This window comes from Nostoc punctiforme PCC 73102 (assembly GCF_000020025.1).
In the GTDB taxonomy this organism is placed as follows: domain Bacteria; phylum Cyanobacteriota; class Cyanobacteriia; order Cyanobacteriales; family Nostocaceae; genus Nostoc; species Nostoc punctiforme.
In genome coordinates, this window is record NC_010628.1 from 3,853,807 (window position 1) to 3,869,808 (window position 16,002).

The 16,002-nt window shown below is 40.7% G+C and carries 14 protein-coding genes and 1 pseudogene; 4 read left to right on the plus strand and 11 right to left on the minus strand.

Annotated elements, in window-relative coordinates:
• Positions 1-27: 27 nt before the first annotated feature.
• From NPUN_RS15715 to NPUN_RS15750, 8 genes and pseudogenes are all read right to left on the minus strand, one after another.
• Entirely contained in the window at positions 28-867 is an 840-nt protein-coding gene (locus NPUN_RS15715) for an alpha/beta fold hydrolase (protein ID WP_012409565.1), read from the minus strand.
• Between the two features lie 171 nt (positions 868-1,038).
• Positions 1,039-2,223, minus strand: a pseudogene (locus NPUN_RS15720) (cation:proton antiporter); the annotation flags it as partial.
• Between the two features lie 115 nt (positions 2,224-2,338).
• Positions 2,339-3,568, minus strand: coding sequence for a zinc-dependent alcohol dehydrogenase (locus NPUN_RS15725; protein WP_012409567.1), 1,230 nt, complete (start codon positions 3,566-3,568; stop codon positions 2,339-2,341).
• A 343-nt stretch (positions 3,569-3,911) separates the two neighbouring features.
• Positions 3,912-4,370, minus strand: coding sequence for a cupin domain-containing protein (locus NPUN_RS15730; protein ID WP_012409568.1), 459 nt, complete (start codon positions 4,368-4,370; stop codon positions 3,912-3,914).
• Positions 4,371-4,574: 204 nt separating this feature from the next.
• The gene (locus NPUN_RS15735; protein WP_012409569.1) at positions 4,575-6,968 is read right to left on the minus strand and encodes a glycoside hydrolase family 15 protein; all 2,394 of its coding nucleotides are present in this window, start codon (positions 6,966-6,968) and stop codon (positions 4,575-4,577) included.
• Between the two features lies 1 nt (position 6,969).
• Positions 6,970-8,178 (minus strand): SDR family oxidoreductase, encoded by a 1,209-nt coding sequence (locus NPUN_RS15740; RefSeq protein ID WP_012409570.1) that lies wholly within the window; start codon positions 8,176-8,178, stop codon positions 6,970-6,972.
• A 199-nt stretch (positions 8,179-8,377) separates the two neighbouring features.
• On the minus strand, positions 8,378-9,214 hold the full coding sequence (locus NPUN_RS15745; protein WP_012409571.1) for a cation diffusion facilitator family transporter: 837 nt from the start codon (positions 9,212-9,214) through the stop codon (positions 8,378-8,380).
• 53 nt (positions 9,215-9,267) lie between these two features.
• Complete coding sequence (locus NPUN_RS15750; protein WP_012409572.1) at positions 9,268-10,089, minus strand: SDR family oxidoreductase; 822 nt, start codon at positions 10,087-10,089, stop codon at positions 9,268-9,270.
• 589 nt (positions 10,090-10,678) lie between these two features.
• On the opposite strand from NPUN_RS15750, the gene NPUN_RS15755 reads away from it, so the two are divergent.
• Positions 10,679-11,647 carry a VOC family protein gene (locus NPUN_RS15755; protein WP_012409573.1) on the plus strand — a complete coding sequence of 323 codons (969 nt, stop codon included), beginning with the start codon at positions 10,679-10,681 and terminating at the stop codon, positions 11,645-11,647.
• A gap of 46 nt (positions 11,648-11,693) precedes the next feature.
• Here NPUN_RS15755 and NPUN_RS15760 read toward each other — a convergent pair whose 3' ends face one another.
• From NPUN_RS15760 to NPUN_RS15770, 3 genes are all read right to left on the minus strand, one after another.
• The gene (locus NPUN_RS15760) at positions 11,694-12,332 is read right to left on the minus strand and encodes a hypothetical protein (protein ID WP_012409574.1); all 639 of its coding nucleotides are present in this window, start codon (positions 12,330-12,332) and stop codon (positions 11,694-11,696) included.
• A gap of 150 nt (positions 12,333-12,482) precedes the next feature.
• Entirely contained in the window at positions 12,483-13,025 is a 543-nt protein-coding gene (locus tag NPUN_RS15765; RefSeq protein ID WP_041565441.1) for a DoxX family protein, read from the minus strand.
• Positions 12,970-13,926 (minus strand): SMP-30/gluconolactonase/LRE family protein, encoded by a 957-nt coding sequence (locus NPUN_RS15770; RefSeq protein WP_012409575.1) that lies wholly within the window; start codon positions 13,924-13,926, stop codon positions 12,970-12,972. Before NPUN_RS15770 ends, NPUN_RS15765 begins: the two co-directional genes overlap by 56 nt.
• A 598-nt stretch (positions 13,927-14,524) precedes the next feature.
• On the opposite strand from NPUN_RS15770, the gene NPUN_RS40800 reads away from it, so the two are divergent.
• From NPUN_RS40800 to NPUN_RS15785, 3 genes are read left to right on the plus strand one after another with little or no spacing between them, the layout of a single operon-like run.
• Positions 14,525-14,776, plus strand: a complete 252-nt coding sequence (locus NPUN_RS40800; RefSeq protein ID WP_012409576.1) for a hypothetical protein — start codon at positions 14,525-14,527, stop codon at positions 14,774-14,776.
• Positions 14,777-14,812: 36 nt separating this feature from the next.
• Positions 14,813-15,169 carry a hypothetical protein gene (locus tag NPUN_RS15780; protein ID WP_012409577.1) on the plus strand — a complete coding sequence of 119 codons (357 nt, stop codon included), beginning with the start codon at positions 14,813-14,815 and terminating at the stop codon, positions 15,167-15,169.
• A gap of 41 nt (positions 15,170-15,210) precedes the next feature.
• The gene (locus NPUN_RS15785; RefSeq protein ID WP_012408802.1) at positions 15,211-15,966 is read left to right on the plus strand and encodes a ZIP family metal transporter; all 756 of its coding nucleotides are present in this window, start codon (positions 15,211-15,213) and stop codon (positions 15,964-15,966) included.
• Positions 15,967-16,002: the final 36 nt, after the last annotated feature.

Sequence of the window (16,002 nt, forward strand, 5' to 3'; positions counted from 1 at the left end):
TACATACTACTTGAGATACTACATTTATTACGTAACGATGAAATTAGCTGATAATAAAATTTGATAAAGATTAACATCATTTTGAACTAAGCAAGCATGGCCGCTATTAGGTAAAGTTATTATTTGAGAATTAGGAAAAATATTACTTAAACTTTGTGCCTCCGCTTCTGAAGGTAAAAGTCGATCATTTTTACTGGCAATTAATAAGACAGGTTGAGTTATTTGAGATAATTTATTCTCGTCAATATCAAATTCTTTCATCAAAGATAGACGCTGATTAGCGGTTTTTTTTGGTGCAAAACTGGTTGATTTTAAAAGCGCTTGGCTAGCAACAGGTGAAACTCGACTTAAATTAGCTAGAAAAGGCAAAGATAAAAACGAAGAAATTTTATAAAACAATTGAGGTGTGTAAGGGAACAAAAGCGAACCTAAATTCAACCAAGGTACTCGATGAAATGAAGAAGCAGAATTAATTAAAATAATATTTGTAAATAGTTGAGGAAATTTTTCTAAAACTTTTAACGCCAAGCAACCACCGAATGATTCTGCACAGAGGTAAACAAGCGATGTCTCACGATAAGCCACTTCTGTAGGAGACCCTGGGCGAACGTGTCTACGCGGTTCTTTTTCTAGTTCTATCTGGGTTAAAGTTACCAGTTCTTCTGTCATTTCATCCCAAGTTGTTAAATTATCAGGTGGAATTACAAAACAACGGACATCAAAAGCAGCCTCTAAACCGGCTGTTTGAATGTACATCAAGTCTTTTCCTGTCTCATCCATTCCAGGTAGAAATATTAAAAGTGGATAGCTAGGATTAGATGACTGGGGAGTTAAAAAATAAGGATGACTGCGGACTTTAGATAACATGGCTAAACTAATATTAGTAACAAAAGTTGTAATTTCGGTTAAGTAATCAACTAATAGTAATTACGCTTAAACTAACTAGGAAACAGGGCTGATTATTTCTTCATCTTCTTGCATCTTGACATCATCACTAGCTAATTGCGAACACTCTCGATCAATTTGAGTTGTTAAACGTAAATTGAGCAGGCTGGCGATCCAAGGGGCTGTCAATCCTTGAAAAAAAACTGTTATTATAATTGTCAAAAATACCAAGGCTTTAATTGAATCACCGCCATTGATACCCTGTTTTGTAAGTGAAACTGCAAACAAAGAAGCTAAAGAAGCAGCTACAATTCCACGGGGAGCAACCCAAGATAAAAATAACTGCTGTTGCCACTTCAAACCTTCATTCCAGGTAGATATCAAAATATCAACGGGACGCACTATCAGCATTAAGACTATAACTGTCAGAACACTACCCCAACCTAAAGCGAAAACACTTGCAATTGATAAGTCTGCTGCTAGCAAAATGAATAAAACCGAGTTAGCTAAAATGCTCAACTGTTCATTAAACTGACGCAGTAAAGGCTCTGAAGATAGGTTACTGGCTTTTAAAACTATCCCCATAATTACAGCAACAACCAAACCAGATTCACTACGCAACACTTGTGCAAAACTAAATAAACCCCAAACACTAGCTAAAACAACTAGATTTTTTAACTCTTGCGACAGAAATCGATCCTGTTTAAGAATTTGAGAAAGCAACCAACCTCCGCTTACACCAATAGCTACGCCTATACCCAAACGTAGAACCAAACTCTTAACTAAAATGAGTGGCTCTACATTTACATTCAAAACAAAGTGAAGCACGATCGTAGCTAAAATTGCACCAATTGGATCGATAAAAACACCCTCTCCTTCTAAAAGTGTTGAGACTTGTCTTTCTACACCAATTTGTTTGAGGAGGGGATTAATAACTGTTGGACCTGTCACAACTACCAGAGAGGCATAAAGAAAAGCAATTGGCCAAGGAAATTCACTTAGCCAGTGTGCAGTTATTCCAGCACCCATTAAGGTAATCAACACTCCCAAAGTGACAAGATTACGAAGACTACTAGAAACCTCTTTTAACTCTCCTAACTGTAGATTTAAACCACCCTCAAATAAAATTAGTGCCACTGACAGCGAAACCACGACTTCTAAACCAACGCCTAACAGTGATGGATCTAAAAAACCTAAACCATCTCGCCCCAGAAGAATCCCGAACAGAAGTAGCAAGACAATGCTAGGTATGTGAAAATAACCAGCTAAAACTTGAGCAGCAATACCAGCCACAACTGTTACACTTATCAAAATCGTAATAGGCAAAGATTCTTCCATAAAAAATTTAAGTCGTGCTGTACAACCTCCTATAATTAAAAGCAAAAATCATCAGCAAGTAAGGTAACTTGCTGATGTAAACTTTTTAGTTCATAAGATAGTCTTGATAAGGACTCTAAACATTAGCTAAAGTTGCTCCTGGCACTAATTCTACCTTCACCCAACCTGGTTGCCGTCGGTCAAATGCCTTATATGCATCAATAACTGACATTAACGGCTCGACTTGGGTTAAGACTTTTGTGGGGTCTACTGTGCCATTACGAACCAAATCTACCAAAGTAGGAATATATTTGCGGTGATTACAATTACCCATGTTGATTGTAAGATTTTTGTTCATCGCCGTGCCGATGGGAAAAAAATTATGGCTTGGTGGATAAACACCAATAATCGAGAGTGTACCAGCTTTAGCTAATGCCTGAACTGCCCACTCTAATACAAGAGACGGAGCATTCCCTGGATGCCAATTGCCATTTTGAGGATTAGTTTTAGGGGCAATTTGTTGTAACTGCTGCTGGAATTGTTGTGCTTCTTGTCGTGCTTTTTCGGCGGCTGGGCCACTGTCAGGAGCATTCGCATCTACGCCAACTGCATCAATGGCTCGATCTACACCAATTCCTCCAGTAAGTTCGCGGATAGCCTCAATTGGGTCTTCGGCATTGTAATCGATGATTTCTGCACCCAAATCACGCGCCATTTCTAAGCGTGAAGGAATTGTATCTACTGCAATGATGTGTCCTGCACCGAACAGTCTGGCGCTGACAATGGCAAACTGTCCAACAGGGCCACAACCAAAAATGGCAACTGTATCTCCTGGTGTGATCTCTGCAATATCGGCTCCAAAGTATGCCGTAGGGAAGATGTCAGACAATAAAATTGCTTGATCGTCTGTGACTTCTTTTGGTAGCTTGACCAAGCCTGCATTGGCATAAGGAATTCGAGCATATTCAGCCTGCAATCCATCGAAGGGGCCTGCTGCTTCAGGGCCTCCGAAAAAAGCTGTTCCGGCGTTATGTCCGTTGGGATTGGCGTTATCACATTGAGCGTGATATCCTGTACGGCAATATGAACAGTAGCCACAGGCAATTGTCGAGGGAACAACAACGCGATCGCCCACCTTAAGATTCCGCACATTGGAGCCAATCTCTTCAACAATACCAACGCCTTCATGTCCCAGAATTGTACCGGGTTTCATTCCCGTGAATGTTCCCCGAATCATGTGTAAATCCGTGCCACAAATTGCACTAGAAGTCAGCCGAATAATGGCATCTGTTGATTCTTTAATTTTTGGTTCTGGTACGTTATCTAATCGAATATCTCCGATTCCGTGAAAAACCACTGCTTTCATGGTGAATACTCCTGATTCATGACGTTTATATTTCAAAATAAAACTGCGTAGCTGGTGTTTTTAACTACTAAAAAACACAAGAAAATATTTATGCGCTATAGGAGAAAATCTTGTACCCAAATTAGACTCTTTAATGGATAACTTCAGTAGAGAATTGAGTTTATTTCGAACTAGATGACATACGCAATTAGAAATTATGGTATCGATATTGCTATGGTTTCTTATCGTCCTCAAGAAGGATATAAATTGTGGATAGCAATGTTAGGTGAAGAAACTGGAAGCAATAGTAAACTTTTTAACAAGATGATGGTTAGGAGTGATCGCTGCTAACCCAAGTTCCTAGTTACTTAAAGCGACAGGATTGCTCTATAGTCGGATTCTCTTCAAGCTGTACCATTATCAGAACAGCTGGCGCATCGCCTACTGTTCCAGATAAGTGACCCTTATTACCTTGCGCGTCCGCCTTCGTGCCTTGGTCTTCTCCAAATGAAATTTCGCCAGGGCCCATCTCGACTCGCTGCCCGTCCATAGTCTCCACAAACCAGCGTCCCGATAGAGGGATTACCCACTGGGGTTTCGGGTTCTCATGCCAGTTACCAACCCATCCCACGGGTAGCACAGTAAAGGTGATTGTAGCACCAGATTGCTTCAAATTAGAAAGCCACTGTGGTGAGGTATCTGGAGCTATGCCTTTCTCAATGAAGTCTTCAATTTGACAACGGGACTGGTGACTTATACCATCGCGGTCAGTCCAGACGTGCCAGTAATCAATTGTTGGCTTGTATGATGAGTTATTTTTCATAAAAATGGCTCTTTTTGATTGTGCGTTTTTGTTACAGCGTTGCTAATTGATATATTTCAAGTAAAAATTCTTAATCACGAATTAGCGACTTCCAAATAAAAAAATGTTCCAAAACTGACGCGAAAACTCTCTCTATTCCTCCTCTCTGTGTTCTCTGTGTCTCTGTGGTTCCTTTATTTAGATAATTTATTTCTTGGAAGCCCCTTATGAAACTGCAACTGTGTAATTGCGTTGTTCCCATTTACTAGTGTCAATCCAGAAAAAGGTAAAGATAATTGGCTGCTGTTGGTTATCAGAAACAGAAATATCTACAAAATTTACTCCTAACTTTGTAGAAGTAGAAGGGGTATCTTTTACAGTTTGCCAATTATCATCAGACCAGTGTAATTGAAAAGATGCTAAAGCGTGAATTCGTAGTGTATAACCTTTTTTAACTTTGTCTATTTGACGGTTAAACTTCCAAATTTCCAACGATTTACACTGCTTTCTTTCGCCTAAATAACGATTCGCTACCTCTGGAATAAAATCAAACACCTGACCATCATGGTTTGACCGTAGCAGCTTGATATACTCTGCGTGCGCCCACATTAAAGGCATCGCAGAACCTGTTGGTTTTCCCAAATACTGATGGATATCCGGTCTATCTGCTTCATCCCAAACCTGTTCTGGTAACAAACAAGTGTTTGAAGCAAATCCTTCCACCACCTTGATATATGTTTTGACATCGCCGCCAGCAGCTAATTCATAATGTCCTCGTTCTCCTGTCAAAAGAGGCCAAGCGTGTCCCTTGCCATAACCAATGTAAGGACTTCCATCTTCTTGTTGACCGTAGCAGTCGTGGTTGTAACGATGCCAACAAGGGCCAACGGGTGTATCTACTTTTAAGATTGCATCAATTACTTTGACAGAATCAACGATAATCGGGTCATCTGGTTTGCGAATTCCATAGCGAACTAATTGTAAGAATCCGCCATCGACAATTTCCTTCGCTGGAAATTCTGCTGGTTCACCAGGTGGCTGACTGGCAATAAGAAGAGTTCCCTGATTAGGATTTTCGTTGGGTTGAGGATTATTGATATTTGTAGGAGTAATTCGGATGTAATGGCGTTTGATGCCAGGAACCAGGGTTCCTTCGGTAGTAACCGTCCAAGCTTCAATGTGAGATTCTAAAAAATCGGCGTATTCTTCAATAAATTGTGCTGTTGCTTCATCACCACTTTCACGAACAAATTGAGCAGCGCAGATTAAAGCGGCAATATTAGATGCCAGTGTAGAAGGTGAATAGCCACTGTTTTCTTCCCAGCGTTCTTGTTGGGTAGCAGGGCCATGACGAATTAAATAACCTGCCGCTCGTAAAATCATGGGATAAATATCAAAGTGCAGTGGTACTTTTTCTTGGTGCAATATCCATGCCAGTAAAATTGGAAATGCCACTTCATCTAGCTGAATACCTTTCCAGTAAGGTTCACCATCAACCCAGAAATTTTGGGCAAAACCACCATCTTCTTGCTGGCTGGTTGCAAGATAAATTAGCGATCGCACTGCTGTATCTGTTTCCCCAGCAGCCACCAAACCTGTTACACTACTGACCAGATCCCGCGTCCAGACAAGGTGATATCCTCCTTGGTCTTGGTCGTCTTTGGCTTCACCCCAAGGGATAGCCATAGATGCAATTAAAGCACCGGGATAGCTTTTGTCTTCGTGTGCCAACAACAAACTAACGCTGTTGTGATACAACTTCCCATCATCATAAGAAGCATTTTCTAATGAGTGGATGCCGTCGCGCGATCGCTTCCACTGTTCGTTATATTGCTGCTTCTGCTTCTCAAAAGGAATATTGAGTGACTGAAACAGTGTGGAAATTGCATTGTGCAGAGTTGTCCCAAATGCCAGCCCTAAAGTAAACTCTTTACTGCCATTGAGATTTAATTTTCCAGTCAAAGCAAGGTTGCCATCTACAGCACTGTCAAACTCCCAATCCATCCGAAAATTATCAGCTAAATCTGTCCAACCATCACTTTGTCCAACGTAGCCACAGGAAAGACGAGTAAAGGGAACTGTTGCACTCAGCGCTAGCCATGTTCCTGCTTTCTCGGCCGTTAGAATCCGATGTCCAGCAACTTGTACAGCGTAACCATTATTACCTCTACCTCCGACTTCCAGATGCGGCGCACATAAAGCGTATAGCTGGAGTTGGGAAATAAAATCGCTATCTCCTGTTAACTTTGTATGTTGTAAAATACAGGATAAATGCGGGTCAGCAATCACTTCTTTGATTACAGCATAACGCCCTTGGGGATCGGAATTAGTGATGCGATATCCTAAACCATGAATCCACATCGGTTCTACTTTTGATTCGAGATGGCGTTTCTCTTCGTGGAAAAAGCTTTTACCATCAGAAATGAGATACTGTAAATCCCGAACTTGGGGTCTGTCTACTGTGGGGTGGTAGATTTCAGTCACAACACCGTTCCAGACAGTAAACCAAACGCGACTGGAGGTAGAGTAAGCTGTTCCTACTCCATCTTTATTGGCATGAGTCCATTGAGGATCGATGCCAGGTGAACCAAAAGCCTGTCCTTGACTAAGAATTTTCATATCAACTTTGAGTAGCTTTTTGATTATTTTTGGATTCTGTGGTTAATGCTTTCCAAGCAAATCTAGTCAATCCTGTTAGCAAATTCCATTTATCTAGTTTGCTGCTGCGATTTGTGCTTTGATGTAACTGTCGAGCTACTTCAGCACGAATATCTGACTCAGAGATTCTGTCGTCTTCATCTTTTTGAGCAACATATCGCTCTTGTTGAGCTTGATGATTCAAATAAGCCCCCACTGCTACCAAGACCACACCAGCACCTAATCCTAAAATAAGCCAATCTTGATTTTCGGTTGCCCAAAGTTGAGCGCTGTAGTCCTGTGCTTGGTCATCAAATCTTCCATGAGCGCCGCGATCACCTGGTAGGGGTTCCCACAAGTTGCTCAAACGATTCTTATTTTCTGGTTGTTCTGTCTGCTGGCTCTTGTATCCAGTTTTACCGAGGTAGCGGTCTAGTATTCCGGGGGCAACTTTTGTACCTAAGATGGCCTCAACTGTAGAGCTACCTACATAGAGTTCGCGCCGTTTATGTGTTGCTGCCCAAACAATCGCTTCAGCTGCAACTTCTGGTTGGAAAATCGGCGGTACTGGCTGAGGTTTATGGGGCATATTGTTCTCGATCCAGTCAAACTGCGGCGTGTTCACTGCTGGCATTTGCACCATTGTGATGTGAACATTGCTGCGATCGTGGTGCAGTTCGCAACGAATAGAATCTGTGAACCCGCGAATAGCAGACTTAGCACCGCAATAAGCTGACTGTAAGGGAATTGAGCGATAGGCAAGGGCAGAACCTACTTGCACAATTGTGCCGCGATCGCGTGGCTTCATCCGTCGCAATGCTGCCATTGTTCCATAAACATATCCTAAATATGTCACTTCGGTTACGCGCCGAAATTCCTCTGGTTTAATCTCTGTAAATGGTGACAAAATCGATGCCATCGCATCATTGACCCAGATATCTATCGGGCCAAACTCTTTTTCTACCGCCGCCGCCGCCGCTTCCACTTGTTCGGGGTCGGAAACATCGGTTGGTAGCACCAGTGCTTTAGCACCAGCCGCCTCGACTTCTTGACGCGCAGCTTCCAGCCCATCACGACTGCGGGCGACTAGTCCAATATAGGCTCCTCGCTTGGCAAATGCGCGAACGGTGGCTCTTCCTATACCGGCGGAGGCCCCGGTAATGACAACTACTTCAGGTTTTGATGTATTCATAAACTACTTTTTTGTGAACGACGATTTTTTATTTTTAAATTAAATTTTATTTACTTCTAGGAAATTATGCTCCAGACGCAGAGAGGAGTATCATAGTTTGTTGAGATTATTGAGAAGATTTGCGAATGGCTGCTAAGGATTTAGCTTCAATAAATATTTGTTTAATTTCAGGATGCTTTTGACAAGTTTTTGCTTCTAATTAATCCACCGTTAATGCTATTTCCTCACCTGTAAGATTATTAGAAAATTGAATTTCCAAGTTGAGTAATACTTCCTGTGGAGCAAGCTGCATTGTAAGTATACGTATGACTTTTTGTACTCTTGGTTCTGTTTTGGACAAAGAACGGATATTGGCTATAGTTTGAGGATTAGCACTTTCACCAACTAATAATCCTTTACTTTCTCTCGCTAGTAATACTGCTACTAAAGCTAAAATAATGCCTATAATAATCGAGGCAATGCCATCAAAATAAACATTATTAAATAAATGTCCTAAGAAAATTCCTATCAAGGCGACGAGTAAGCCTAAAATGGCGGCAGTATCTTCGAATAAAACTGTAAATACTGTTGGATCTTTACTGTTTTTTATTGCTTGCCAAAAATTCTGCTTCCCCTTGGTCGGTAAAAACTCTCTTAAAGCTACAGTCCAAGAAGAACCCTCAAGTATTATTGCCACACCCAACACAATATAATTCCACATTGGATCTTCTAAAGGGCTGGGGTTAATTAAATGAGTAATTCCTTCATAAATAGACATCCCGCCACCAATAGCAAATATGAGGATGGCAACAATTAAAGTCCAGAAATAAAGTTCTTGACCGTAACCAAAAGGATGGCTATCATCTGCTGGCTTTTGGCTCCTACTAAGTCCCAACAAAAGTAATAATTGGTCGCTAGTATCTCCAATTGAATGAATCCCCTCAGATATCATGGCAGAACTACCAGTAATGGCGGCGGCGATAAATTTAGTAATGGCGATCGCTAAGTTAGCCCCCATCGCCGCAAAAATTGTTTTTTTAGATGAATCAGTTGCCATGAGTGTAATTCGTAATTCGTAAAGTCAGGTTTAAAGTGTATATTAATTACGAATTATTTTAACCATTCTCTGTAAACCCTGGATACAAAGTCATACCACCATCTACAAATAGTGTTGTATGTACCGTTAACATAATCAGAGTCATCAGAAGCTAGCCAAACTGCTGCTTTGGCGATATCTTCTACATCACCTACTCGTTTTGCTGGAATCAATTGTAGTAACTTCGCCTCTGCTTCTGGAGTATCCCAGGCTGATTTATTAATTGGAGTTTTGATTGCGCCAGGGGCAATACTATTAACGCGAATTTTGTGAGGAGCAAGTTCTTGGGCAATACTTTGCATCATCATATTGATACCGCCTTTACTAGTAGCATAATTCACATGACCCGCCCAAGGAATTACTTGATGCACTGAACTCATGCAAATAATCTTACCTGCCGCACAAGAAATATCGGGCTTCACACCTCGACGCAAGAACTCCTTTGCCGCTTCTCGCGCACATAAAAATTGTCCTGTCAGGTTTATCCCAATCACTGCATTCCATTGATCGAGGGTCATATCTATAAATGCTGAGTCTTTTTGAATGCCCGCATTACTTACCAAAATATCAATAGTGCCAAATTCTTGGAGCATTTTGCTGAACATCGCTTTTACTTGGTCTTCTTTGCTGACATCAGCTTGAATAGCGAATGCTTCTCCATTAGCAGTTTTAATATCATCAACAATTTTTTGGGCTTCTTGGGCTTCAGAATGATAGTTAATAACTACTGCTGCACCTGACGAAGCCAAATTGCGAGCTATAGCTTCACCAATGCCAGAACTAGCGCCCGTTACAAGTGCTTTTTGACCTTTGAGCAGGTAAGGGGAATAGCTCATAATATTTCCTCAAAATGTAGATAGAGTTTGGGTGTCTCTGATAGCGAAAAATTACAACAGAATTCAGAGATGATGACTGATAAATGACTTTACGGCCTCAATCACAATACTGCTTATCAAACAAATTAATAATGTGCAAGTGCTAAGTATTACTAAATTAGTACTTAGCTTGATTACAGAAATTTATCAGATTCTGGCATCACTTTAGTGGTTTGCAGTGGCGATCGCTTCTAACTATTGGAGTAATAAATATCTATCACTAAAGAGTTAAGAAAATTTCATTATAATTTCATTATTATATGAAATTCTTAGAAAATAAAGTTAATAAAACTTATCTTCTAATAAAAGTATGGATTTTATGAAAATTTATTTTTTCGATATCAGCTTTATATAATACTTTGATTAATTAGCAATAAAACCTTGTAATATTCACCAAATATAAATTATTTTTGAATTAAATTATTCGTGTTTCTTAGGTAGTTTTTACAATTAAAATTTAAATTATTTCATAAATAAACTCAGATTTTTATAAACCTAATTTTCTTAAAACAAAAACAGAACGTTAATTGTAAGTACAGAGACTGTGAATATGTCTAGTCAAACCGATTTACAAGTGCAAAGAATTAGAGCTATTGGCTTAACGGTGACAAATTGCGATCGCTCTTTGAATTTCTATACACAAGCACTTACTTTTGAACTCGTTTCTGACATCACTGTTGAAGGACAGGATTACAACGATTTAGAAGGAGTGACTGGAGCAAAAATTCGCATTGTTACTTTACGACTAGGCGATGAACTTATCGAGTTGATGGAGTACCTCAACATTAAAGGAAAACCCATACCTAGCGATTCACAAAGTAATGACCTGTGGTTTCAACACCTAGCGATTGTGGTAAGCGATATGGATCGCGCTTATACTCATTTGCGTTCATTTCCCATTGAGCCAATTTCCGTTGCACCGCAGACAATCCCACCTAGTAATGAAGCGTCTGGTGGTGTTCGCGCCTTTAAGTTTAAAGATCCTGATGGTCATGATTTAGAGTTAATTTGGTTTCCACTTGATAAAGGAAAAGATAAATGGCATCAAAACGACCATCGCTTGTTTTTGGGAATTGATCATAGTGCGATCGCTATTTCTAACACTGAGCAGAGTTTACATTTTTACCGCGCCCTTCTGGGAATGCAAGTTGATAGCCGTAGCCTCAACTGGCGTGCAACGCAAACTCGCTTGGATGATTTACCAGGAGCCGAAGTCAGAATTACGGCACTGCGGCCAGTTCAAGATGGTGTAGGAATTGAACTGCTAGACTATATTGTGCCTGGGAAAGGTCGTTTTATACCGAGTGATTGGAAAAGTTGCGATATTGCGAAGGTGCAAATCGAGCTTGTTGTAAATAATCTTGAGCAGCTAGTAGATAAGCTACAGCAGAATGGAGTTCAGTTTGTGTCATCGCGGATTGTACAGTTTAGCGATCGCTCATTTTCTTATAGCAAAGGTTGTTTAGTTAAAGATCCTGACGGACACGCAATTTTGCTTGTCACAAAATTATCTAAATGAAAATACAAGTACTAAAATATTGCAATAAATATACGTTAAAACTGCATCAATTAAGCTTTTGTTCAAGGGTAGTGAGATAGTTGTAAGCACACATCGCATAAGCACGCACAATATTCATTTCATAGTGCTTACTATTTTCTTCCGTGACGTTGAGCAAGCTTCCTAAACTTTTGCTGACTTCCTTTGAAGTGAGAAGCCCCACTATCAATGCAGGATCAGTATTAATATTGAGATCCTTGCAAAGTTTTTCAGATGGTTTCGGGTTAGCATCGTGCTTCCAGCAGTTGGCAAATAACCGCAGAACATTTAGCTCAAAGTCGCCTGGGATCTTTTTAAGATCAACACCTCTTTTCGAGAAGATGTCGCTTAGATTTTTCATATTCAGCCTTGCTAAGTGGGAATAACCACCTGACACAGCGGCTAATAGGAGTTTCATTTCACGCTTGACCCAATGAAAGATGTCCACTAGGAGCAACTCTGCAACTTTTATAAGTTCATAATTCCAGTCGGCTAAGTCGTCGAAGTATCTTTCTTGCTCAAAATCATCGTTAGTACTTAGAGCTTGCGAGTAATGTGAGTAGAGCGTTTCTTGTTTTTCAAGGAGAGCATTAATGATAGTTTCTATACTCTCGGTGTGAAGTCTAAGTCCAATTTCGTATGGGATAAAAGAATTACGCATTGTCATATTTAGTGAACTCAGGCAAAGTTTTGAGCTTGGCGATCATTTTTTCAAGTAACTCGGTCATCACTACCCTACTCCCGTAGAGGAGATACTTTCAATTATCTCTCACAAAATCGCCTGTCTGGTAGAATGGAGTGTTAACGATAAAATAACTCAACGTCCAAAAATTAAAGCATCGAGCGAATAAGCACCAGGGACTAAAACCGCGATCGCAATTAGCATAACGCAATACATAAAAGCCTTTTCCCAACTTGGCGGTTCACCTTGTCCTAAAGCACCTTGATACTGTTCTGGAGGAATTAAGTATGGATCTTGAGCTACAAAAGGCTTACTTCCAGTGATGTGCAAATATATCGCAAAAATCATTGAGCAGAGAATGGGCAATGTCGCTAAGAGGGTGAGGAATCCAATTATCAGAAAAATTCCGCCACCTAACATCGATGCACCTGATAAAAAGCAAAGAAATACAGGCATTTTTAGAGACTCAGCCCACTGTCGAAGATGCGTTATCTTGGGATAGCCGTGTAGTATAAATAACCAGCCAAGGCTAACTCTGAGAAGTAAAAGTGCCAATCCTGGGAATCCGTCAGGATACACCGGAGAAAGCGAACTTAACAAGTGTGGACTTAACTGTGGGAAATTAAATGCAGCTAGGAAAAAAGCGATCGCTACACCCAACCCAAATTGATAAATCATAGCTGTACACCACGGGTATTAAGGTTGATAACATATAACGAATGATCGGCTGTGATAAATAGCGATCGCCTTCTTTACCACCGAAAGTCAGGTTAGCTGATGTCTCCGGTACAAAAATTTTTCCTAAGCGAGTTCCGTCGGGGGCGTATATCTGCACGCTATCTTGAGAGCTAGTAAAAACATTGCCATATTCGTCAACCCGCAGTCCATCCGGTTGTCCTGGCTCAATGACTGCAAATACACGCCCATTCTTTACATAGCCATCGCCTACAACCTCATAGACACGAATATGATGAGGCCCCCCAGGAATATTAAACGCAGCTGTATCTGAAACATACAGCATACTTTCGTTTGGACTGAAAGCCAACCCATTAGGGCGCACCATATCTGTTACTACAGGATAAATCTCACCTGTTGCCGGATCAAAGCGATAGACGTAACTTCCGGGTTGTTCCTGTTCGCCGCCATAACCTTGGTTTGGCTCGGTAATCCCATAAGGCGGATCGGTGAACCAAATTGTACCGTCGCTTTTGACAACCAAATCATTTGGACTGTTCAGGCGTTTACCTTGGTCGCGATCGACTAAAACCTTCCATTCACCATCATGTTCGCGTCGGATAATAGCACGCAAACCAGATGAACACGCAACTAGACGACCCTCTAAGTCTCGGTAATTACCGCTTTGGTAATCAGATGGATCTCGTAGGACAGTCACATTGTCAGTGGCACTCCACCGCAACAGGCGGTTGCCGTGAGCATCGCTCCACACAACGCTATCATCTTCGTGGAAGTAAACAGGCCCCTCACTATGGACTGCACCGTTGGCAAGCTTTTGAAGTGAGGCTCCTGGGCGTACAATAGCACGCAGGCGATCGTCATAAATCTCAATAGCTTCAGGCATAGAAATCTCCTGTTATTTAACTTGGCTACTGACGATAAATAGCAGGTCTAAATTAATACTAAAATTCTGTGGGTGTATATTTAACATCGTGTAACAAACTGAGTGTAGAATTTCTAGCTATTTTCATCAGTTACTAAATACAACATTGAAATTATTTATTATAAAGCAAATTCTATTTTATGGGTCTCAAATAACATTGAACCATAGATATAGATTGCACCAAAAAACTATTTTTTCAAAATAATTATTTGTATTTAAAATTAAACATTTTTAATACAATCGAATTAATAGCTTGATCAAAGATGCCAAGCGAAATTTATTTACTATTTTTGTAAACCGATTATATGGCTAATTCACACAATAGAAATAAAAAATGAAATCAAAATGAAATACTAACCTATATTTAGGCATAAATAAATATTAATCCATTAGAGAGAAGCAATATTGTAATTAAAGCTTTAGTCTAAGCATAAGAATATGTCTTTAGAGCTATTTAAATTTTGATAAAACTTATAAATTAACTTAAAATATTGCCAAATTAATTTGTGAAATTCAAGAAATTAAACCGTAATTAATATGAAATTACCAATTATCAATTATGACTAGCATCACAGAACATTACGACATCATTATTATCGGTACAGGAGCAGGTGGAGGTACATTAGCCCACCGCCTTGCACCCATAGGTAAAAAAATTCTAGTAGCCGTTTCTACATCCTTAAGCTTTGCTTTAAAAGCTGGCAATGAAAACAACTTAGTTGTGTTTGGTCTAGCTGTGGGCATCACTGCCCTGTTGGTTGGACTAGAACGCTTTGCTCTGTGGCTTCTGGTACACCTGAGCAAGAACTAGTTTCATGCTGATTATAGTTTCAAGGAGAAACAGATTATGAACGAAGAACACTCTACTTCTAACCAAGAAAATGAAAATCAAACGCCCCCAAATACTCATCCTATTGCAACAGGATTGGGAGCAGCCGGAGGCGGAATTGCCGGAGCCGCACTAGGCCGCTCAATTGGTGGTAAGGTAGGTGCGGCGATTGGCGGGGTTGCAGGTGCGATCGCACTTGGAGTTGCAGCCAATGAACTGGCAGGATACACCGAGCAATTCATTGAAGAACTCCAGCCGACAGTAGGCTTAGGATTAGGAGCAGATCACAAACCAATTGAACTACCCTCTCACTATTCTTGGGAAGAATTACAAGCACTATCAAAACCCCAAGGTGAAAAAATGCAAGCCACCTAAGCCAATAATTTTAATTACGAATTACGAATTACGAATTAATCATGTTTCCACTTTGGTTAAAAGCAGGTTTTTGGGGTTTGGTGGGTGGTTCAGCGCTGCTACTGGGTTCCGCAGTAGGTTACTACGCCAAGATTCCTCAACGGGTTATTGCTGCAATTATGGCTTTTGGTGCTGGTGTGCTAATTTCGGCACTAGCGTTTGAACTAATGGATGAAGCTTATAAGCGTGGTGGCTTTGACTCAACAGCGATCGGATTTGTAAGTGGTGCAGTTGTATATACAGCAGCAAACTGGTTTCTGTCCTATCAAGGTGCAAAGCACCGCAAACGTTCAGGTGAACAGCAACCATCGGAAGAGGAAAATAGTGGGAGTGGGATGGCGATCGCAGTTGGTGCATTACTCGATGGTATTCCCGAATCTATTGTGATTGGTGTGAGCATGATTGACGGTGGAGTTGTTAGTTGGGTAACTGTAGCGGCTGTTTTTCTCTCTAACGTTCCCGAAGGACTTTCTAGTGCTGCTGGGATGAAAAAAGCAGGGCGTTCAACAGCTTACATCTTCGGTGTGTGGGGAGGAATTGCCATCATTTCTGGTATAGCAGCACTTTTAGGCTATGCTTTGTTCAGTCATTTTTCACAAGAAATCATTGCCGCCACTACTGCGATCGCCGCAGGTGCTATTTTGGCAATGATTACAGACACAATGATTCCAGAAGCTTTCGAGCAAGCCCATAATTTTGCTGGACTAATCGTCGTCTTTGGATTTCTTGCTGCTTTTGTCTTGAGTAAACTCGCTTGAAATTCCAACTTCAACCGTCTCTTGTAAATTGTCTGT